The sequence below is a fragment of the Porphyromonas pogonae genome (assembly GCF_036320655.1).
Taxonomy (GTDB): Bacteria; Bacteroidota; Bacteroidia; order Bacteroidales; family Porphyromonadaceae; genus Porphyromonas; species Porphyromonas pogonae.
Window position 1 is genome coordinate 1,754,422 of record NZ_CP143258.1, and the last position, 22,097, is coordinate 1,776,518.

The following is a 22,097-nucleotide window of genomic DNA, read 5'->3' on the forward strand; positions in this document are numbered from 1 at the left end:
TTACATATGAATATTATTTGATAAAAAGCTCAAAAGCTTTCATATTATTCTTTGAAATCAAGCTACTAAACGCTAAGAATTAAATGAAAAATCCCCCTGAGTCCTCAGAGAATAATAATATTCTTAAGGGTAACTCAGGGGGATGTAATAGGGAGTTACTTGTAATAAAATCAAGCAAGAAGGAAGCCACTAGCCACTTCTTCTGCTTTTGCGACAGAGGTAAGCTTGGTGATAATGGCTAGCCCAAAATCGAAAGCGAATGCAGGCCCTTTACCCGTAATTATATTACCATCGACCTCAACTTTATTGCCGGTAACTTCGGCTCCGATAAGGAACTTTTCAAAGCCGGGATAGCAAGTTGCCTTTTTGTCTCTCAGTATCCCTAAGTCACCTAAGACCATGGGAGCTGCACAGATAGCTGCAATCACGCCACCCGATTTATGAAATTCAGAAAGTAACAGCCTGAGATCTGCATCGTGAAGCAGATGTTCTGCACCGGGCATTCCTCCGGGCAATATCATTGCTTGTGCGTCCATCAAACTCACATCAGGCATAAGTACATCAGCCTTGATCTTGATATTATGAGCACCGGTTACGGTTTCTTTACCTGTTATGGATACTATTTTTACATCAATCTCTGCTCTACGCAGCAGATCCACGGTTGCAATAGCTTCTGTTTCTTCAAAACCTCTTGCCAGAAATAAATACGTTGTCTTCATAGCTAAGAAAATTATAATAGTTTTATAAAAAAATTACTTCTCTTTTATTTAACGTCGAAATAGTAGGTTATAATACCTCGTTGATCGTTTCCTGCAGAAACAGCATTAAATCTGGTAGCTTTGGCTGCTGCCACTGATGATGCTCTCATGGTTGCATCTGATATTTGAGTGCCGTTGGGCTCTATCCAAGCATCAGTAACCTTGCCACTACTGTTGACTATAATACGCACTTTGATGCGACCTCTTATTGGTTTTACATCATTGGGTCTCGTGAGCATACCTCCGTTGGAAATAATTGTTCTGCCTGTCAAGGAGTAGCTGTCTCCGCTCCCATTGGGATTTCCTTGATTACCTTGTGCAGTATTGCCGGTACCTTGGTTGCTCGTTTTAGCTTTGCTACCATTGAATGCTCCAGCTACATTATTGCCTACCTGTGCTTCTATTTTTTTCTTTCGCTCAGCTTCTTGGGCTTCCTTTTTCTTCCGCTCTTCCTCTTGTCGTTTTTTTATATCCTCCTCTTTTTTCTTTTTTTGTTTTTCCAGTTCTGCTGCATTTATAGAAGGCTCAGTTTTCTGAGTAGCCAAAGGTTCCCGAGGCGTTGTTTGTGGAGCAGTCGCCGATGGGTTGGATGGTTCTTGAGCGTTTTGTGGCTCATTAGCTTCACTTTGGGGGTTTTTCAAGTCATTACCCAAAGGCTCTTCATCTCCCATAGAAGTAAAATCGGTATTACCGGCATTGACCAATACAAGTTCAGGGATATGCTGCTTTTGTGGGGCTTGGGTAGTAAGATGTATATAGAACAATAGCCCAATAAGCATAGCATGTGCCAGCAAGGTAACCCCGATGGCTATTCCTATATCTTTGGGTTTTCTGTTTTTTGACATGCTTTAGAATTCCTTCGTTTCGTTATTTGCCAGTGGGCGAGTTGCCAATACAACTTTCATCCCTAATGGGCTCGCAATGTTTATCACCTTCACAACTTCTTTGTAAGGTACCGTTTCGTCAGCATAGATGGCCAAGAAAGGATTGTCTTTTGCTGATGTTGCATATTTTGAGAGCGTGGCTTCCAATTCGTCCGGTAGTATTTCTGATCCTTCATTCTGTCCAAAAGCAACAAAATAGCGTAAATCCTGCGTGATTATTACCCTTACGGGAGGAACTTCAGGGGGAGCTTGTTGCTGTGATGCAGGCAAAGTGACTTTGATAGCATTGGGTACAATAAGAGTACTTGTTACCATGAAAAATATAAGGAGCAGAAAGATCACATCAGTCATGGATGCCATGCTGAATGATTCGTTGACTTTCGCTTTTCTTTTCAGACTCATACAGGCTCGTTCAAAAGATCCATAAATTCTATTGTTTTGGTCTCCATCTTATTGATTACTTTGTCCAGCTTGGCTACAAGGTAGTTATAAGCAAAAAGGGTGATGATACCAACAATGAGACCTCCTACGGTAGTCACCAAGGCTTCGTAAATACCGTTCGATAGTAGAGCTATATCTACAGAACTGCCGGCATTAGCCATATCGAAGAATGCCCTTACCATACCCGTAACGGTACCCAGAAAACCTATCATGGGTGCTCCCGCAGCTATAGTGGCAAGAATGGGCAAGCCATTGTTCAATTTGCCAATCTCTACATTTCCTACATTCTCTATTGTCACTAAAATATCGTTCATAGGCCTTCCCAAACGAGTGATTCCTTTGTGGATCATGCGTGAGTAAGGAGTTTTTTTATCTTCGCAGAGTTTTTCTGCTGATTTGATTTTACCCTCGTGTATGTAGTCTTTTATTCTGTCCATAAAAGAGCTGTCCTCTTTTCCGGCAGAGTTGATTTCAAGCAATTTGATAACGAATATATAAAGGGCAATGAGTGAAAGCGCAAGAAGTACTATCATAATCCAACCACCCTTCATGGCTAAATCAATTACAGAAAGAGAAGCTGGTGTGTGAGCTGCCTGTCCCATTTCTAAAACTTGCGACAGAGTGTCTGCTGCAGATGTGTTCATAACGATCGTTTATTTTTTTAATGCAATTAGATACTTAGATATTGTTTCTTCCAGTCCTAAATATAATGATTCTGATATTAAAGCATGCCCTATAGATACCTCATCAAGATATGGAATATTAGCAGCAAAAAAGGGTAAATTATCAAGATTGAGGTCGTGCCCCGCATTGACTTCTAAGCCTAAGCCATGGGCAACTTCAGAAGCTAAAATGAAAGAACTGATGGCTGCGTCAGGAGATCTCTTGAAATCCATAGCATAGGGCTCTGTATAAAGTTCTATCCTGTCTGTGCCGGTTTTTTTAGCCATTTCCAAATTATGTAAATCCGTATCTACAAATATGGATGTTCTTATACCCATACTCTTGAATCTGGCAATAATGTCTTGAAGAAAGTCGAAATTCTCAGAAACCTTCCATCCCATATTACTCGTTAGAACTTCGGGGGCATCAGGCACCAACGTTACTTGTGTAGGCTTGATCTGCTCTATAAGTTCAATAAACTGTTTGGTTGGATTTCCTTCAATGTTAAATTCAGTCTGAATGACAGCTTTTAGATCAAAAACATCACTGTATCTGATATGACGTTCGTCAGGTCTTGGATGAACAGTGATCCCTTGAGCTCCAAATTTTTCACAGTCTTGCGCGAATTTTACGACATTGGGCAGATTCCCTCCCCGGGCATTGCGCAACGTAGCAACTTTATTAATATTTACACTTAGTCTAGCCATCGCTGTTTATTAGTATATTTGTGGTTAATGCAAATATAATGTTTATTTCCCAGTATCATTAAACTAAATGTTATAAGTCCCGATGATAAAAATTGCAATTTTTGGAAGCAGACACAAAGTCCAACACTCTGAATGCCTCAGATATCTTTTTGATGAAATTCAAAAATTTGAACCGGAAGTTTATATAGAAAAAGCATTTTATAATGCCCTTATAAGTGACTTCGGGCTCAAGCCATTTATCTCGGGTATCATAGAAGATGTATTCCCCAAAGTAGACTATGTCATTTGCCTGGGAGGCGACGGTACGTTTCTTCGTACGGCAAGAAGAGTAGGTAAGAGGGAAACCCCTATCTTGGGGATCAATTTGGGACGCCTCGGCTTCCTTACCGATATTGATTGTAAAGATGCATCGGGGCATATATCCCGATTGTTTAACAAGGAATATACCATTGAAAAACGTAGCCAACTCAGGGTTTTGATCAATGATGTCTATTTAGGTAATGTGGTCAATGAAGTCGCCATACTCAAGAGAGAGACCGGTTCCATGATAACCATTGACACCTATTTGGGTGAAGATTATCTGGCAGGCTATGATGCTGACGGACTCATTATTGCTACACCCACAGGTTCTACCGCATATTCATTGAGCGTTCATGGCCCCATTATGATGCCCGGCTGCCGAGATATAATCATAAACCCCATCGCTCCACATGTGCTCAATATGAGACCTTTGGTGATACCAGACTCTGAGATTATCACCCTTAAAGTAAACTCAAGAAGCAATACCTTCCTGATTTCATTGGATGGAGTGACCAAAATATTGCCCTGTGACAATACCATTAAGATCATGAAAGCATCCCATGTAGTCAATATGATTCGTTTAGAGAAGAAGTCTTTTGCTGATACACTGAGACGTAAACTCATGTGGGGAACCTCTATCAGATGATTAGATTTCTAAAACAATGATTACTAATATATAATTCAAAATCACGATGAGAAATAGACTTATTGGACTAGGCATCTTGTTCTTTGTATTTGTTTTATGGGGATGTAGCCCAAAGAATTCCCATTTTATAACGGATGCTACATATCGACAGACCGTAGAGAAAGACTTGGCCAAAAAAAGAGAAGTCATCAAGGATGGAAAGCTATTTGATTTCTTGGACAATGATTCATTGAAAACCAAGGAACATGAGGCTATGCAATTTTTGTACGCCTATATGAATTTGGCGGATATTGTTGATTATAGTTCTGATTTTTATTTGCAAAATGTCAGAGCTTCTTTCAAAGCTCAGGAAGAGATGCCTTGGGGCAAAGATGTCCCGGAAAAACTATTCCGACATTTTGTTTTGCCCGTTCGTGTCAATAATGAAAGCCTTGATAGTAGCAGAATTGTGTTTTACGGAGAATTAAAAGATCGCGTCAAAGGGCTTTCCATGAAAGATGCAGCGTTGGAGGTAAATCACTGGTGCCACGAAAAAGCTATCTATGCACCCAGTGATGCTCGTACACGAAGTCCATTGGCTACTGTAAAGACGGCATTGGGACGCTGTGGTGAGGAGTCTACTTTTGCAGTAGCAGCATTGAGGTCGGTAGGTATTCCAGCAAGGCAGGTCTATACTCCTCGTTGGGCACATACTGATGATAATCATGCTTGGGTTGAAGTTTGGGTTGATGGCAAATGGCATTTTATGGGTGCATGTGAGCCTAAAGCCGGACTTGATGATGCTTGGTTCAATAGCTCTGTAGTAAGAGCTATGTTGATTCATACTAAGGTTTTCGGTAGATATGACGGTCCTGAAGAGATTCTTTACAACACGGATAACTATACGGAGATAAATGTAATTGACAACTATGCTCCTACGGATGAGCTGGCAATAACTGTGGTGGATCAGCACGGCAAAGCTGTGCCTAATGCCAATGTGGAATATTGTATCTATAACTATGCTGAGTTTTATCCTGTGGTGAAGAAATCTACAGACAAACAAGGCAAATCCTCTCTCAGGATTGGAAAAGGAGATATGATGGTTTGGGCGTTCAAGGATGGAAAGTTTGGATATCAAGTCAGCAAAGCTGACGAAAGAAAAGCTTTGACTATACAACTGGGTGATTTCGAAGCACTGCCTGAGACTACTTTCCTGAAATTAATACCCCCCTCAGGTACTCCCATTGCTGTATCTTCTACACCACAACAAGTCTCTGATAATGAAAAGCGCATGTTGAAGGAGGATTCTATTCGCACGGCGTATGAGAAAACTTTTTACAATGAAGATACTGCCAAGGAATATTGTAAGTCACTACCGTCCGAGAAAAAAGATGTTGTTACCAAAATGCTTGTTCAGTCAAGAGGGAATCACAAAGAAATTACAGATTTTTTGAGCTCAGTTTCCCAAGAAGAGCTTAATGATGCTATAGGATTTCTCAATGTATTATCTGAAAAAGATCTGACCGATACCCCTGCGACTAAACTTAAGGCAATTTTCAAAAACATGCCTAGAGGTTTGGATGAGTTTGGTCTGAAATACATAGGCTCTCCCCGAATAAGTGATGAGTATATCACGGATTTTAGAAGTGATTTGACAAAGGCTTTGAATGATAGTGATAAAGAAGGGTTCAGAGCCAATCCTTCTGCTCTTGCAAGATGGATCAATACAAATATCCAATTAGATACTTTGTACAATAGCCAAAGGTTACTCATCAGTCCTTCCGGAGTACTCAAGGCTCGACGAGGAGACGCACCTTCACGCAATTTATTTTTTGTTGCGATGGCCAGAAGTCTGGATATTCCTTCCAGAATAGATCCGGTAACAGGCAAAGTGCAATACTCCATGAACAAAGGAGCTGCATGGACGGATGTGAATATTCAGGCTAATACCAGCAAAGAGACTCCACAGGGTATGATCAGTATGTCATACAAGCCGACCAATGTAGCTCCTGACCCTGAATATTACAGTAGATTTACTCTTGATTATTTGACTCCAGCCGGTAAACTCAATACATTGTATTATGACTGGGACGGACAAAATGCTTGGAGTAAGCTCTTCAAAGAACCCAAAAGTGTAGATGCAGGTAATTATATCCTTACATCGGGCACCCGCATGGCTTCGGGTAGCGTGCTTTGTTGTTTACAAAAAGTGATAGTGCCGGCAGGTGCTAAAGTAAGCATCCCTTTGATACTTCCTCAAGATAGTACAGATATTCAGGTGATTGGGTCTATAAATGCAGAGAATATTTATTATGACTTGAAAACAAATGCCCCGACATCTATCTTACAAACGACTGGTCGAGGTTATTTCATCATCGGTATTTTGGGAGCGGGACAAGAACCTACCAACCATGCGCTCAAAGATATTCAACTTTTGAAGACAGAGTTTGAAAAGTGGGGTAGGAAGATGGTACTTCTTTTCCCTAATGAGGATTCTTACAAACGTTTCAAACAAACAGACTTTCCCAATCTTCCCAATACAGTAGTTTGGGGATTGGATATTGATGGTAAGAATACGGATATGATTGCTAAGGCAACCAATCTGCATAGCTCATCATCACTACCGATATTTATCATAGGAGACTCTTTTGGTAGAGTTGTTTTTGTTAGTCAAGGTTATACCATTGGATTAGGAGAGCAGTTGATGAATATCATCCGTCGGTTGTAAACGGTGCTTTCTCTTTTAGAGACTGTTGCAAAAGTCAACAGTCTCATGGATTTTGGTGGCAAAGCCGACAAAAGACACTTTGACCGGGCAGAGAGGGTAAAGTGCAAGGCGCTAAGAGTGAGTGCACAGGGAGTTTACTTCAGGTAAATGACCAAGCGCGAATCTCGCAAGCAACGAAGCAATTTGCCTGCTATGCAACGGTCTCTTTTAGTCTATTCCTGATCATTAAATAGCCCCATACTGTGTAACAACGGTGTGGGGCTTTTAAAAAATGTTTAATTATTTTGCAGTGATTGCAAATGGATTTTTGAAGTCTATCGGGAGCCTGGTAGAGTCTTTCTGTAGTTTAGTTACCTCCACCTTACAAATGCCGGCTCTTAGCATCCCGATCGCTTTGGCTGCTCCATAAGAAAGGTCTATTATCAATCTTTTATGGCGTGGACCTCTATCGGTTACTTTCACCGTAACTACTTTTCCATTACTAAGGTTCTTCACATTGAGAAGAGTTCCAAAAGGAAATGATCGATGAGCGCAAGTCAGACTATCTTTATGAAATCTGGCACCGGAAGCAGTGAGTCTACCATGTGCTTTAGCTCCGTAAAAGGAGGCTTTGCCTTGTGTTTGAGCTTCTGCCGATTGGTGACAGAAAGTGTACATTGCAGACAATAAAACACCTTGTAGAACAAGCTTTCTTAAACCTATTCTCATACCATTTTGTATTGGTTTAGGGGTGCAATTTACAAAAAAATACACAATCTGTGTTTTACATCTAAATCCCCGGTAAAAGTGACAACACGTTTATGCCTATTTATTACCTTTCTCTATGGACGGACCAATCTTCCTTTCCTTTCAAATCTAATTCTTGGCTCTCATAATAGCTTTTTTCAGGCACTCTTTTATCTCACAAAGGTTAAATTGGCATCCATTTAACTGTTATATTCACGTTTTATGTATCTTTGTAACTCACTACACTAACAACCTGAAAATGTTTGTAGAATTAGTAAAATCAAAAATTCACCGTGTTAAGGTAACAGAGGCAAACCTTGAATATGTAGGCAGTATTACGATCGATCAGAATCTGATGGATGCAGCTAATATTTTGCCTGGAGAAAAGGTGCAAATCGTAGATAATAATAATGGAGCCAGGCTGGAGACTTATGTTATACCCGGCGAGCGCAATTCCGGAGTTATCTGCCTTAATGGTGCTGCTGCCCGTATGGTGCAGCCGGGAGATATCGTTATCATTATGGCGTACGCCTGGATGACGTATGAAGAAGCCAAGACCTTCAAGCCTGCCGTGGTATTTCCGGATAGCAAAACCAATCGTCTGGTTTAGTTTTCGCTGTTTGCAGGTTTTGAGGTAAGACTATCAATTAATAATAAAAGATATTTAAATAGATGTTTGAAAATCTAAGTGACAGACTCGAGCGATCGTTCAAGATACTCAAGGGTGAAGGTACCATCACCGAGATCAATGTAGCTGAGACTCTTAAGGATGTAAGGCGTGCATTATTGGATGCCGACGTAAATTACAATGTTGCAAAGCAGTTTACTGAAACGGTAAAGACCAAAGCTTTGGGGCAGAACGTGCTTACTTCAGTACGCCCCGGAGAGCTTATGGTCAAGATTGTGCATGACGAGTTAGCCGAATTGATGGGAGGTAAAGCTGTTGAAATCAATGTTACGGGAGCTCCCTCGGTGATTTTAATGTCAGGTCTTCAGGGATCGGGTAAGACTACTTTCTCCGGTAAGCTGGCTAATATGCTCAAAAGTAAACAGGGACGCAATCCTATGTTGGTTGCTTGTGATGTTTACCGTCCTGCTGCTATAGAGCAGTTAAGGGTTTTGGGTGAGCAACTCAATGTCCCTGTCTACAGCGAACCCGAAAGTAAGAATCCTGTAGAAATAGCCAAGCATGCTATCGATTATGCTATCCAAGATAAGTATGACGTAGTGATTGTGGATACTGCGGGTCGCCTTGCTATTGATGAGCAAATGATGGAAGAGATAGCAGCTATCAAAGATGCTATTAAACCGCAGGAAATTCTTTTCGTGGTAGACTCTATGACGGGGCAGGATGCCGTAAACACTGCTAAGGAGTTCAACGAAAGACTGGACTTTGATGGTGTAGTATTGACCAAGTTGGATGGTGATACCCGAGGCGGTGCGGCTCTTTCTATCCGTACTGTGGTAGATAAGCCTATCAAGTTTGTTGGTACTGGCGAAAAGATGGATGCATTGGATGTATTCCACCCTGAGCGTATGGCTGATCGTATCTTGGGTATGGGTGATATTGTATCTCTAGTGGAGAGGGCCCAGCAGCAATACGATGAGAAAGAAGCTCGTCGTCTCGAAGAAAAGATCGCCAAAAATCAATTTGATTTCAATGACTTTCTTGCACAGATTCATCAGATCAAGAAGATGGGTAACATCAAAGAGCTGGCATCCATGATTCCGGGTGTGGGCAAGGCAATCAAGGATCTGGATATCGATGATGATGCATTCAAGAGTGTAGAAGCTATTATATACTCCATGACACCTGAGGAGCGTAAGAACTCATCTATCATCAATGGTCAGCGTAGAAAGAGAATTGCCGATGGTAGCGGCACCACGGTACAAGAGGTAAATAAGCTTATCACACAGTTTGCTCAAACACGCAAGATGATGAAGACAATCCAAGGATTCAAAGGCGGCAAGAAAATGCCACGCGTGCCGGGAATGCCTAAAATGAGATAATCTTAAAAACACATTAACAACAATTACTATGGAAACTAATACATATAAAATCCTTGATGGTAAAGCTATCTCGGATCAAATAAAAAAGGAAATAGCAGAAGAAGTTGCCGCTATGGTGGCAGCAGGGAAGAAGCGTCCTCACCTGGCAGCAGTATTGGTAGGGCACGATGGCGGAAGCGAAACTTATGTAGCGAGCAAGGTAAAGGCTTGTGAGCAAGTAGGGTTTAAGTCGTCGCTGCTTCGTTTCGAATCAGATGTGACTGAAAAGGAACTTCTTGATTGTGTGGAAAAACTCAACAACGATGAGGATGTCGATGGTTTCATTGTACAACTCCCTCTTCCCAAACATATAGATGAACAAAAGGTCATAGAGGCTGTAGATCCTGCTAAGGATGTGGATGGCTTTCATCCAATCAACGTGGGACGTATGAGTATCGGGTTGCCTTGTTTTGTATCAGCTACACCACAAGGTATCGTAGAACTTCTCAAGAGATATGAGATTCCTACCCAAGGAAAGCATTGTGTAGTGCTGGGGCGTAGCAACATTGTAGGTAAACCCATATCTCTGTTGCTTTTGCAGAAAGGATATCCCGGTGATTGCACTGTGACTGTGTGTCATAGCCGCACGCCCAACATTAAAGAGATTTGTTTGCAAGCGGATATCATCATTGCTGCACTGGGAAGTCCCGAGTTTGTTAAGGCTGATATGGTGAAAAAAGGAGCTGTCATCGTTGATGTAGGCACCACACGAGTTCCTGATGCTTCAAGAAAAAGCGGATTCAGACTCACAGGTGATGTGAAGTTTGACGAAGTTGCCCCTTTGTGTTCATATATTACGCCTGTGCCTGGCGGTGTAGGCCCCATGACCATCGTTTCTCTCATGCTAAATACCTTACAAGCAGGTAAAAAATAATGAACAAATTGAATACAGGAAACCGTAATCCTATAGCTTGGGTACCTACGGTTTACTTTGCAATGGGGATACCTTATATAGCTATCTCCCTTGTATCATCACTGATGTTCAAAGATATGGGCATCAGCGATACCGAGATTGCTTTCTGGACATCACTACTTGTGTTGCCATGGTCTCTGAAACCTTTTTTCAGCCTCATCATGGAATTGGTGGGAACCAAAAAGCAATACTTGGTCTTTGCCGAGTTTATCATTTCTTTGATGTTCGGTCTTATTGCCTTTTCTCTTCACCTCCCGTCGTTTTTTACCATCAGCATTATGCTTATGGGGGCGCTTGCCATTTGCGGATCCACTCAGGATATTGCAGGAGATGGTCTTTACCTTACCGAGCTGAGCAAAAAGCAACAGGGACAGTATGCCGGTTGGCAGGGAGCATTTTATAATCTTGCCAAAATTCTTACCAATGGCGGACTCGTATATTTGGCAGGAGTCTTGGGTGATCACTACGGCGTAGCCAAAGGCTGGGCATTTATCATGTTTATCTGTGGTGTCCTCATCCTTCTATTGGCTATCTACCATTCGTGGGTTCTTCCTTCGGGCAGACGTGCTGTCACTGATTATGAAGCTACCCATAGCAAGCTTACTTTCAAAGAAGCAATGAAAGAGTTTGGTGAAGTATTCCGCACGTTCTTTGTCAAGAAGCATATCTTTTACTACATATTCTTTATCATCATGTATCGTTTTGCTGAAGGTTTGGCCCTCAAGATAGCTCCACTCTTCCTCAAAGCAGATATAGCTATGGGAGGTTTAGGATTATCCAATCGTCAGTACGGGCTTATCTATGGTACTTTTGGTTCTTTGGCATTCATCATAGGCTCTATTCTCTCAGGGTATTACATTTCATACTTTGGGCTCAAAAAGACCTTATTCTCCCTAGCCCTTATCTTCAACGTACAATTTATAGTATATATGCTTTTCGCTATTTATCAACCATCGAGTATGGTATGGATCAGCGTAGGTATCATATTGGAGTATTTTGCTTTTGGCTCAGGTTTTGTAGGTCTCATGCTGTTTATGATGCAGCAGATTGCTCCTGGCAAATATCAGATGGCTCATTACGCTTTTGCTACAAGTATCATGAACTTAGGGTATATGATCCCTGGTATGATCAGTGGTAAACTCAGCACCATGCTTGGTTACAAAAACTTCTTTATCGTTGTGGTATGTCTCACTATACTGCCACTGATCACTACCTACTTTGTGCCGTTTACTCACGCGGACAAAGCTGAAGAATAAGATTATTGAACTTTACTGTATAACATAGAAATAAAATGACTGATTTGAAAATTGTCGGACAAGCATTGCCGGATATGCCATGGGAGGATCGTCCCGCTGGCTCTAAAGATGTAATGTGGCGCTATAGTGCCAACCCCATTATCCCAAGAGATCTGTTACCTACTTCAAATAGTATTTTCAATAGCGCTGTAGTTCCATTTGAAAATGGGTATGCCGGTGTGTTCCGTTGTGACGATACCAATCGCCGTATGCGACTGCATGTTGGTTTTAGCAAAGATGCCATCAAATGGGATATCAATCCTGAACCGCTGACATTCCAATGCGAAGACAAAGAGATAGGCGAGTGGGTGTACGGATATGATCCTCGTGTTACGTATATCGATGATCGTTACTATGTAACTTGGTGCAACGGCTATCACGGCCCTACCATCGGGGTAGCATATACATTCGATTTCAAGACTTTCCACCAGCTTGAGAATGCTTTCTTACCTTTCAATCGCAATGGCGTACTATTTCCCAAAAAGATCAATGGCAATTTTGCAATGTTGAGCCGTCCCAGTGACAATGGTCATACACCTTTTGGTGATATCTTCTATAGCGAATCACCTGAGTTGGAGTACTGGGGACGTCATCGTCATGTGATGTCACCCGCACCTTTTGAGGATAGTGCATGGCAGTGTACCAAGATTGGAGCAGGGCCTATACCTATCGAAACGAGCGAGGGATGGCTACTCATTTATCACGGAGTCTTGGCTTCTTGCAATGGCTTTGTATACGCTTTCGGATCTGCCATTTTGGATCTCGATGAACCTTGGAAGGTCAAGTTCCGTTCTGGCCCTTATTTGATATCCCCGAGAGAGGAGTACGAATGTATGGGCGATGTTCCTAATGTTACATTCCCTTGTGCAGCCTTGCATGATCCTGAGTCAAAACGCATTGCTGTATATTATGGATGTGCTGATACCGTTACAGGGCTGGCATTCGGTTATATTGATGAAATCATAGAATTCACCAAGAAGAATTCTATCATCTAACCTACTGCACCTACATCTGTAGATCATATCATAATCCGACGGGGAGAAATCCTTGTCGGATTTTTTTAGTTTCAAGTACCGCTTTATTGTCTATCGAGAATATCAATACTCAAAATATACTATGGTATCACCATGTTAAAAATAGCTTCTGTTCTCATTATGAAATATATCACAAAGCTCAACGTTGCATTTTTTGTCGGTTATATACTCTTGATTTATCTGATGATATTCTGAACCATCTGACTTTAACAAGGATTTTATGTAAATAACAAAATGACTTTTTATTTAATCTTATCCTGTTAATATGATAGTTGTGATAGCTATTGCTTGAAGTGAAAAAAAGTTGTAATAAACACATTGTCTGAAAATTAAATTATTTGCAAATAGCCCCTGTGAGTAATAAGTACGTCTTTTTTATCCTATTTTTATTCTTTGGTAGTAAAATAGGCGTCTTTTATTTTTTGCTTAATCTGAGATTGAATATCTGAAAATACGGCAAAGTATTACAGTTAAGGCACGATTGTGTTTTAACTAAAACGTTTTGATATTTTAGTTAAAATACAGAAATATTACAGTTGAAACACAATCGTGCCTTAACTGTAATACTGCGCTACTTTAGTTATAATATTGGTGAAAAATGAGGATGATGGTATGATTTGGATGAGAAATGGAAAGCCTTTTTAGCTAAAGATGGTATCGGGCAAGTATAAGATAAAACCCCTAATGATTTAGATTACAATATGATATTGCTTGTGTATTGCCAATAACGGATACATAGCTATCCCAAAGAAGCTCAAGGCGACTTAAGCTTATGCCTGCTACAGCTCTTTGAGCTTTCTGTTTGATATAATCTTTATTTAACGTGAGTTCGGTCTAAGCGTGGTGTACTAAGAGGGTTGATGGATTGTGTATGATTTCTAGGTTTAATTCCGGCTTTTTGGGTAGCAGATTGTAGGCAATTATGCCGGCAATCAAATTAATGGCGAAATTATTGACGCTTCTATGTCGTGTATGCTCTATTTGACAAACGTTTTTGAGTAGGTCATTAACGGTTTCCACAAGTGCTCTTTTTCTGAGTAATATCCTATCATACAGGCTCATCAGAGTGTTTTTCATGTTTTTCTTTATCTTCGTAATCATGTGTATGTCGTCAATGAAGAGCTTATCGAAAAGACTTTGTGAGATGTATCCTCTGTCGCCAACAAGTTTGCCGAATAGTTTCTTCGTGAAGGTTCCGCCTTTAAGTGGAGCACGGTCATCCGTATTCCCCGGTGTGATTTGATATTGAATGATTTCACCCCGGTCGTTAATCACAATATGCAGTTTGAAACCATAGAACCATCCCATACTGCATTTGCCCTTTTGGGCCCATCCTTTCATGGTCTTATGCCCGTGTGCCCGCTTGATATGGCAGGTGCGTAAAGGTGTGGAATCAATGAATGAGATACCGGTGCATTCGCCCAAACAACACATATTGAGAAATGAAATTAGTTTGAATGCCACCTTGCTTTGTAATTCCACAAAACGATTGTAAGAGACCAACGAAGGAAAATCCGAATGACATTGTTGCGTAATATATTGAAGATAAAAGGACTTAAAATCGCGATACCTCGAATGATGGAAAAGAATCAGAATAGTCATGATTTCAGCATCGGACATCCTAAACTTGCGATTTCTTCGCTTTTTGTTTCCTTCGCAAAGGGTTCTTTGCTGAATCAAGGTATCGAAAAGTTTGGAAAAATCATCGGTAAGACAGAAAATTTCAACTATATTTGTTTTCATAAAGTGGTGTTTTGTTTGTTTATATCTTATTGATTATCAACTACTAAGATACAAATAATTCACCACTTTTGCAATGAAATACATAAGAAATTACACTGATTTACAACACTTTCTAAACTCTATTATTCCTATTATCCCTTATATCGAACTCACGTTTATTTATAGAGCTATTATCCATTTTTTCGGTTTATATTTTATTAAGCAGTGTCTTATCTCCTAAAGATACAACATCACACCCGCCTTTGTCAAGAGGAGAGAATGATATCTGTTTTTAACAATATGATTTATTTTTACCATATTTCGTATCAATATGGTAAAGGTTTGTGGTCCTCATCTTCTCTCAATATATCTCAATTGCAAACGGAGTATAATTCTGTATTATACAGTGTGTCATTGTTCTCAATTGACAGGAAAATAGATCTCCCTTTTGATCCATCTATTTCATGATACCCCCCGAAAACAAAGGGTGCGGTATCAAGACCTCTTTCTTGAACCGCACCCAGTATAATAGTTTTGTTAAGCTACTCTGAAAATAATTAACTATTCGTTTACCTTGAGTAGGAAGTAATTTTTCTTACCACGCTGTGCCAACAAATACTTGTCTCCAAGAAGATCTTTCGTAGTTATGAGATGATCCTGCTCAGAAATCTTTTCTTTATTCACGCTTACACCTCCTGATTGGATTAGTTTACGTAATTCACCTTTGGAACCGAATACTGCAGCTTCTTCGGTAAGGAGATCAATTACCTTGACACCTTGCTGCAACTCATCTTTGGAGATGGTAAATTGAGGTACTCCGGCAAAGACTTCTTCGATCATCTTGGGGCTTAGTTTGCGAAGAGCCTCTGCAGTACCTTGTCCAAATAGAATATTGGATGCTTCTACTGCAGCCTCGTAATCCTCACGACTATGTACCATCACGGTAATCTCTTCTGCAAGTCTCTTCTGGAGTGCACGCAAGTGGGGTGCAGCCTCTTGCTCTTTCTCCAAAGCATTTATCTCTTCTTCACTCAGAGAGGTAAATATCTTGATATATTTAGCAGCATCAGAGTCACTGACGTTGATCCAAAATTGGTAGAATGCGTAGGGTGATGTCCTCTCGGGATCGAGCCATACATTGCCACTCTCCGTTTTACCGAACTTACCGCCGTCAGCCTTGGTGATGAGAGGGCATGTGAGTGCAAAGGCCTCACCGGCTTCTTTACGGCGTATCAGCTCTGTACCGGTAGTGATATTGCCCCACTGGTCTGATCCCCCCATCTGAAGCTTACAGCCCAGGTTGCGGTATAAATAAAGAAAGTCGTAGCCTTGCAGGAGTTGGTAGCTAAATTCAGTGAAAGACATACCCACACCACTATCCGAGCTAAGTCTTTTCTTTACACTATCTTTTGCCATCATATAGTTTACAGTAATATGCTTACCGATATCACGGATAAAGGTGAGGAAGGAATAGTCCTTCATCCAATCATAATTATTGACCAAGACCGCAGCATTGGGTGCATCGCTTTCGAAGTCAAGGAACTTACTGAGCTGTTTTTTGATACATTCCTGATTGTGACGCAGATCATCCTCGGATAATAAATTTCTCTCCGCAGATTTCATAGACGGGTCACCAATCATGCCGGTAGCTCCTCCTATAAGGGCAATAGGTCTGTGTCCAGCTCTTTGTAAATGGCGTAGCATCATGACTCCTACAAGGTGCCCTATATGCAGTGAATCTGCTGTAGGATCTATACCCACGTAAGCCGAGGTCATCTCTTTATTAAGCAATTCTTCAGTACCCGGCATCATGTCGTGTATCATTCCACGCCAGCGCAATTCTTCTACAAAGTTCATATTAATTAAAAGACTATTAAGAATTAGTAAATATTTACAAAGATAGTGATTTCACTTTAGTAAAAGTATTTAGAAATGTATTATAACACCTTTCTTCGAGTGTAGTGGGTGAAATGTTGAGTGAAGATGCTATCATTTGGTAATTAGAAGAGATGGAGTGTTTCGTGTCATTATCTGTTTCTATGAACATGGAGTGCTCCTGATAAGCAAGTAGTGCACTCCGGGAATTGAACAGGTGCCCAAAACTCAGAAGAAATCCATGGCTCAAAAGCTGTTTTGCTTGCTCGGGTTTACCTCTGAAGCCATGGATGATCCAAGCTTGCCCGGTGGGATGATCACGTTTTATAGAAATAAGTAGGTCTTGTGCTTTGACGAGGTGTATAATCAGAGGTAAGGTATTTTCGCGAGCCAATTCTACTTGCTGTATCAATATGTGCTCTTGGGTTTGCATGGGATATTGGCTTAGTTTGTCCAATCCACATTCTCCTATCGCCAATAATTTAGGGTCATTGATGTTATTCCTGATTAGCTCCATATCCTTCTCTGCTCGGGACAAATGCCAAGGATGAATACCTGTAGAGTAATAACCTGTCAGAGACTCCTGATTGATTTCTCGAGGGTAAATATTACGTATCGATAGCTCGAGAGAGTCGGTATGCGTGTGGTGTGTATGAATATCAATAATCATGGTACAGGGTCATAGCCACTTCCTCCCCAGGGGTGGCATCTGAATATTCTTTTGATAGCCAACCAGCCCCCCTTGAATGGTCCATGCTTTTTGATTGCTTCCACTGCATAAGTAGAGCATGTGGGAGTAAAGCGACATGATGGGGGGGTGAGGGGGGAGATACAGCTTTTGTAGAAATATATCGGTAACAAAAGAAGCTGTGAGAGTATCTTTTTTATTGTATTCATAGGAGTGCAATAAGTTTAGTAAGTGCCTTGTTTATCCCTTTCTCTACTTTGGGATAGTCAGGCATATCGTCTGAAATGATTGTAAATGCAACTCTAAGATACATATTATTTTCTTCCAAAGCTGCAATGAGCCCATGCTTGTTGAGCCGATAAGCTTCACGTGTAAGTCTTTTTATTCTATTGCGTTTGACTGCTCTTTTGAATCTTTTTTTGGGTACGCTTACCATCACTTCTGCACGAGCCATCAACGGTGCTTCTGATAGAAGGTATATGACGCGGTAAGGATAGGCTATGAAAGCCTTCCCTTCTTGAAATAGATCGTTTATATGATCTCGCAGATATAACCGCTCTGCTTTAGGGAGTTTGTTGTTCTTAATATCTTCCAACTTTGGATAATTCGAAATGAAGACCTTGTAAATTTAAGCTAAGATAGCCAATAATACAAAATAAATACCCTCCGTGTATTGAACAAGGAGGGTGTAGGGATAGGGACATTAACTATGGATTAGTTCTTATGCTTAGCCAAGTATTGATCCAAAGCCATAGTCATGGAAGGGGCTTCGGGTGTAGGTGCGGATAAGTCTAATCGCAGTCCTGCTTCTTCAATCGCTTTAGATGTTGAAGGGCCGAAAGCTCCCAGTTTGATGTCTCCTTGTTGGAAGTCAGGAAAGTTCTTGCACAAGGCTGATACACCGGCCGGACTGAAAAATAGAATCATATCGAAATCTAATTTTTCTTCAGGATCGAAGTCGTTACTTACCGTTCTGTACATAATACCTGTAGAAAATTGTATTTTCTTGGCACGTAGCATGTCTATGAGATCTGACTTATGCTCCTCGGCAAGGGGCAAGAAGTAATTCTCTTTATTATGCTTGTGGATGACGGTAACGAGGTCGGGTAGTTGCCCTGTTTGTCCAAAGAAAACCTTTCTTTTTCTGTACACTATGTATTTTTGGAGATATACAGCGACTTGCTCGCTCACGCAAAAATACTTCATAGTCTCCGGCATAACTATCCTGAGTTGTTCTGTCAGTTCGAAGAAATGATCGATAGCTTTCTTGCCGGTGAAGATAATAGCTGTATGATCAAGAATGTTGACCTTTTGGTTCCTGAATTCCCTTGCTGATAGAGATTCCACTTTAATAAATGGTCTGAACTCAACAATGGCATGGTTCTTCTCAGCTATGTCATAATAGGGAGATTTGCCTGATTCCGGTTTAGGCTGAGAAACGAGTATTTTCTTTACGCTCATGAGATTATCATCAAATACGTGTTGCTATTAACCAAGTAATTAATTCCTACCGCTGCATACACAAAAGGTAGTATTTCGTGGGCGCAAAGATACAAAAAAAGATGCAAAGGATTGCCCATTTCACTCCTGTTTATTCTAAGAAGACTTATACATACCAATATTCGCCATACAACAAAGAAGAAAATAAAGATATAGATTGCTATCAACCGAGTCTCAGGCAAAAGGGTGAGAAGCATTGTGGGAAGCAGAAAGAAATACCATACCCACTCCAATAAGTAATACTGTTGTAGGAATTCTTTTACCGATATTTTTTTTAGAAAAATATATCCGAGTATATGATATATTATGCGCCTGATCAGAAAAAAGGCCAGAATAATAACAGTAAAGAAAGCCAAAAAAGATATCGTTTCATTAAAATCAGCCAAAGACAGCATGTTTTGCGTCAGATAGAAGTTGTAAACCACGATAGCTATACCCAATGCACTCATAATATGCGATAGGTGCACAAATATGCCTTGGGACATGAAGCGCGTGATAAAGGTTCTGAAGTCCTCACCTCTGTTGCTTACCAATGCGATAAACATATTGGAAAGAAGGCCGGGAACCTTACTGATGATAAGGGCTGCTGTAGCCCACATCAGCAGGATAAGTATGGTGAGAATATCAATGGACGACTGATAAATCCAAAAATTGCTCATTAAACCTGCGTTTTTTTATTTTTTTTGCAAAGTTAAAGCATTTCTCTCCTTCATGGAACTAAAAACACACAAACTATACAGAATAATAATCACTAACTTTGCGTAAACCTTTATAAAATGAATAGTAAATCTTCATCAAACAGACCCAAAGCTCCGTGGTATTCTAAGGAGAGCCTTAGAGAAGTAATATTCGGATCAGAGACACGATCCGGAAAGATTTTTGATATTGTACTCATAGTTTGCATCGTTATCAGTGTTATTGTGGTATCAGTGGATAGCTTGCCTAATATCTCTCCACGGGTAAAGCAAAGACTCAATACGGCAGAATGGACTTTTACCATTCTTTTCACTATTGAATATATATTGAGACTCTATTGTGCAAAAAATACCAAGGCATATGCGAGGTCGTTTTGGGGAATAATTGATTTGATTTCGTTTTTACCGACTTTCCTGGCTATAATTTTCCCATTACTGCACTTTATCATGGTCGTAAGGGTAGTGCGTCTAATGAGAATATTCAAAATACTGAGTATGGGAAGACAACTCAGTCAGGGGCGTTTTATTCTTAATTCCATACGTAAAAGTTCCGGTAAGATACTTGTATTTATGCTCTTTGTGGTCTTGCTTGTGACCGTCTTGGGCTGTATCATGTATCTTATTGAGGGGCGTGTAAATCCCAGTTTTTCCAGTATACCGCGATCTATCTATTGGGCTATCGTTACGCTCACCACTGTGGGATATGGTGATATTACACCTGTGACAGGTTTGGGACAGTTTGTGTCAGTGATAATCATGCTGCTGGGTTACTCTATTATTGCAGTGCCTACAGGTATTATATCACACGAAATGAATGAAGAGGGAAGAATCCGAAGAGATCTAAAGTCACAAGAAAATAAACCTGTCTGCTACTGTCATGAATGTGGTAAACCATCATTTGATAGAGAAGACAGGTTTTGTGCTCGTTGCGGTCAAGGGCTTATCCTTAATTCTTCAGCCTCTGTAGAGCAAAATCTCTTGGAGTAATTATTCTTTTGCTTTGATGTTCTTTTGAAGAACCGCAAATTTCTTGTAAAATATATCGCCTAATTGCTGTTTGACTACAGTGAAATCCACCGCATGTCCTACCTCTTTCTCTATAGAAGTTACTCTCCCCGCTACAAACCCGCATGGATTGATAAGATTGAAGTGAGAGAGGTTTGTATTTACATTGAGAGCAAATCCATGCATGGTTACATAACGTGAACTCTTTACTCCTATGGCGCATATTTTGCGGGCTTTTGCGGGATTGTCAGCATCAATCCATACTCCTGTTGCAGAAGCCTTTTTTTCACCTTTTATATTATACAGACCGATGAGCTTGATGATACATTCTTCCAAAATATCAATATACTCTTTGAGACCTATACCAAATTGTTCTAAATCGAATATTGGATAGCCGGTAATTTGCCCCGGACCATGATATGTAATATCTCCTCCTCGTTCTACTTCGAAAAGTTCGATCCCTTGACCTTCCAGCATCTCTTTACTTATAAGTAAGTTCTGATTATTGGCATGGATGCCTAGAGTAAATACAGGGTTGTGCTCACAATAAAGTAAATAATTAGAAGGAACGATGCCTTGTCTCTTTTCTTCAATAGCTTCATTGAAAAGCTTTTTCTGAAGCTCCCATGCTTCTTGATATTTTATAAATCCTTTGTCGAGGTAAATAAATGGATCTTTCATAGGGATAAAGTCAAATATTTTAATGTTTCTATCTTTTACTTCAATACACATATTATCATAGCTTGGTCGAATATGTGGAGGTAATTCACGCTCCATAATATCATGCAGCGGTGCATGATGTGATATGTGAGTAATGAACAAGTGTTTGTCGCAACCCAATGACTGTGCAAGTGACAATACATCATCAATGGATTGATGTGATGGATGCGGTTTGGATTGGCGAAGCCCATTGATTATGATGACGTCAGAAGCTGCTATTTTGTTATATTCTTCCGGTGAAATGGTTTTCATATCAGTGATATAACATATGTTGCCGATTTTGTAGCCAAGGATAGGTAGTGAACCGTGTATTATTCTTATAGGTTCGACTTTTACATCGTACAGCTCAAAGCTCTTGTTCTCTATCGGGTGAAGAATCAATTGGGGTGTTCCTGGGTAAGGATGGGGCCCAAATATATAATGTAAGCGTTCTCTTATTGACTTGAGCACCCTTTCTTCCGCATAAATGGGTATTTCATTTTTCCATGCTATGGTTCTCAAGTCATCAATACCTCCTATGTGGTCATAATGCTCGTGAGTTATCAATATCGCATCTATACGATCTATATTGTTTCTTATTGCCTGCTGCCTAAAATCCGGGCCACAATCGATAAGTATTCTTTTTCCGGATGTTGTAATAAGCATTGCCGATGAGCGTAGGCGGTTGTCCTTACTATAGTGGCTTTTGCACACCGTACAGCCACATCCAACCTCGGGGATTCCTGTGCTGGTACCCGTCCCTAAAGTGATTATTTGCATTGAATATGCT

At 40.5% G+C, this 22,097-nt stretch carries 22 protein-coding genes; 8 read left to right on the forward strand and 14 right to left on the reverse strand.

From position 1 onward, the window contains the following. Window positions 1–170 precede the first annotated feature (170 nt). Genes VYJ22_RS06890 through VYJ22_RS06910 form a run of 5 tightly spaced genes read right to left on the reverse strand, consistent with a single transcriptional unit; the run spans window position 171 to window position 3,453 of the window. A complete protein-coding gene (locus VYJ22_RS06890; RefSeq protein WP_329903167.1) occupies window positions 171–719 on the reverse strand; it encodes a DJ-1 family glyoxalase III in 549 nt (182 codons plus the stop codon). Between the two features lie 44 nt (window positions 720–763). Beyond that, entirely contained in the window at window positions 764–1,603 is an 840-nt protein-coding gene (locus tag VYJ22_RS06895; protein ID WP_329903168.1) for an energy transducer TonB, read from the reverse strand. A 3-nt stretch (window positions 1,604–1,606) separates the two neighbouring features. Next, window positions 1,607–2,044, reverse strand: a complete 438-nt coding sequence (locus tag VYJ22_RS06900; protein WP_329903169.1) for an ExbD/TolR family protein — start codon at window positions 2,042–2,044, stop codon at window positions 1,607–1,609. Continuing rightward, entirely contained in the window at window positions 2,041–2,727 is a 687-nt protein-coding gene (locus VYJ22_RS06905) for a MotA/TolQ/ExbB proton channel family protein (RefSeq protein WP_329903170.1), read from the reverse strand. Before VYJ22_RS06905 ends, VYJ22_RS06900 begins: the two co-directional genes overlap by 4 nt. 9 nt (window positions 2,728–2,736) lie before the next feature. After that, the gene (locus tag VYJ22_RS06910; RefSeq protein ID WP_329903172.1) at window positions 2,737–3,453 is read right to left on the reverse strand and encodes a pyridoxine 5'-phosphate synthase; all 717 of its coding nucleotides are present in this window, start codon (window positions 3,451–3,453) and stop codon (window positions 2,737–2,739) included. Between the two features lie 82 nt (window positions 3,454–3,535). Between VYJ22_RS06910 and VYJ22_RS06915 the strand changes: the two genes are divergently transcribed. Both VYJ22_RS06915 and VYJ22_RS06920 read left to right on the forward strand, forming a co-directional pair. Next, a complete protein-coding gene (locus tag VYJ22_RS06915; RefSeq protein ID WP_329903173.1) occupies window positions 3,536–4,399 on the forward strand; it encodes an NAD kinase in 864 nt (287 codons plus the stop codon). A gap of 46 nt (window positions 4,400–4,445) precedes the next feature. Continuing rightward, complete coding sequence (locus tag VYJ22_RS06920) at window positions 4,446–7,106, forward strand: transglutaminase domain-containing protein (protein WP_329903174.1); 2,661 nt, start codon at window positions 4,446–4,448, stop codon at window positions 7,104–7,106. 279 nt (window positions 7,107–7,385) lie between these two features. Here the strand turns inward: VYJ22_RS06920 and VYJ22_RS06925 are convergent, their stop codons facing one another. Then, on the reverse strand, window positions 7,386–7,814 hold the full coding sequence (locus tag VYJ22_RS06925; RefSeq protein ID WP_329903175.1) for a septal ring lytic transglycosylase RlpA family protein: 429 nt from the start codon (window positions 7,812–7,814) through the stop codon (window positions 7,386–7,388). Between the two features lie 277 nt (window positions 7,815–8,091). On the opposite strand from VYJ22_RS06925, the gene panD reads away from it, so the two are divergent. The 5 genes from panD to VYJ22_RS06950 all read left to right on the forward strand — a co-directional run bounded on the left by panD (window position 8,092) and on the right by VYJ22_RS06950 (window position 13,084). Next, entirely contained in the window at window positions 8,092–8,442 is a 351-nt protein-coding gene (gene panD, locus VYJ22_RS06930) for an aspartate 1-decarboxylase (RefSeq protein WP_329903176.1), read from the forward strand. A 62-nt stretch (window positions 8,443–8,504) separates the two neighbouring features. Beyond that, window positions 8,505–9,842, forward strand: a complete 1,338-nt coding sequence (gene ffh / locus VYJ22_RS06935; RefSeq protein ID WP_329903177.1) for a signal recognition particle protein — start codon at window positions 8,505–8,507, stop codon at window positions 9,840–9,842. Window positions 9,843–9,870: 28 nt separating this feature from the next. Next, entirely contained in the window at window positions 9,871–10,755 is an 885-nt protein-coding gene (gene folD, locus VYJ22_RS06940; protein ID WP_329903178.1) for a bifunctional methylenetetrahydrofolate dehydrogenase/methenyltetrahydrofolate cyclohydrolase FolD, read from the forward strand. 8 nt (window positions 10,756–10,763) lie between these two features. After that, entirely contained in the window at window positions 10,764–12,050 is a 1,287-nt protein-coding gene (locus tag VYJ22_RS06945) for an MFS transporter (RefSeq protein WP_407989467.1), read from the forward strand. 35 nt (window positions 12,051–12,085) lie between these two features. After that, window positions 12,086–13,084, forward strand: a complete 999-nt coding sequence (locus VYJ22_RS06950) for a glycoside hydrolase family 130 protein (RefSeq protein WP_329903180.1) — start codon at window positions 12,086–12,088, stop codon at window positions 13,082–13,084. Window positions 13,085–13,957: 873 nt separating this feature from the next. Here the strand turns inward: VYJ22_RS06950 and VYJ22_RS06955 are convergent. From VYJ22_RS06955 to VYJ22_RS06985, 7 genes are all read right to left on the reverse strand, one after another. Continuing rightward, a complete protein-coding gene (locus VYJ22_RS06955; protein WP_159036305.1) occupies window positions 13,958–14,866 on the reverse strand; it encodes an IS982 family transposase in 909 nt (302 codons plus the stop codon). Window positions 14,867–15,406: 540 nt separating this feature from the next. Continuing rightward, entirely contained in the window at window positions 15,407–16,702 is a 1,296-nt protein-coding gene (tyrS, locus tag VYJ22_RS06960) for a tyrosine--tRNA ligase (RefSeq protein ID WP_329903181.1), read from the reverse strand. 34 nt (window positions 16,703–16,736) lie between these two features. Next, window positions 16,737–17,390, reverse strand: coding sequence for a TatD family hydrolase (locus VYJ22_RS06965; protein WP_329903182.1), 654 nt, complete (start codon window positions 17,388–17,390; stop codon window positions 16,737–16,739). Continuing rightward, window positions 17,387–17,608: a membrane protein insertion efficiency factor YidD gene (gene yidD / locus VYJ22_RS06970; protein WP_329905590.1), complete on the reverse strand. Its 222-nt coding sequence runs from the start codon at window positions 17,606–17,608 to the stop codon at window positions 17,387–17,389. The genes VYJ22_RS06965 and yidD overlap by 4 nt, the downstream gene beginning before the upstream one ends. Before the next feature lie 5 nt (window positions 17,609–17,613). After that, the gene (gene rnpA, locus VYJ22_RS06975; protein WP_329903183.1) at window positions 17,614–18,003 is read right to left on the reverse strand and encodes a ribonuclease P protein component; all 390 of its coding nucleotides are present in this window, start codon (window positions 18,001–18,003) and stop codon (window positions 17,614–17,616) included. Window positions 18,004–18,122: 119 nt separating this feature from the next. Then, a complete protein-coding gene (locus VYJ22_RS06980) occupies window positions 18,123–18,869 on the reverse strand; it encodes a uroporphyrinogen-III synthase (protein ID WP_329903184.1) in 747 nt (248 codons plus the stop codon). Then, the gene (locus tag VYJ22_RS06985; protein WP_329903185.1) at window positions 18,866–19,567 is read right to left on the reverse strand and encodes a DUF4271 domain-containing protein; all 702 of its coding nucleotides are present in this window, start codon (window positions 19,565–19,567) and stop codon (window positions 18,866–18,868) included. The genes VYJ22_RS06980 and VYJ22_RS06985 overlap by 4 nt, the downstream gene beginning before the upstream one ends. A gap of 117 nt (window positions 19,568–19,684) precedes the next feature. On the opposite strand from VYJ22_RS06985, the gene VYJ22_RS06990 reads away from it, so the two are divergent. Further along, entirely contained in the window at window positions 19,685–20,590 is a 906-nt protein-coding gene (locus tag VYJ22_RS06990; RefSeq protein ID WP_329903186.1) for an ion transporter, read from the forward strand. Here the strand turns inward: VYJ22_RS06990 and lipB are convergent, their stop codons facing one another. Next, window positions 20,591–22,087, reverse strand: a complete 1,497-nt coding sequence (lipB, locus tag VYJ22_RS06995) for a lipoyl(octanoyl) transferase LipB (protein ID WP_329903187.1) — start codon at window positions 22,085–22,087, stop codon at window positions 20,591–20,593. Window positions 22,088–22,097: the final 10 nt, after the last annotated feature.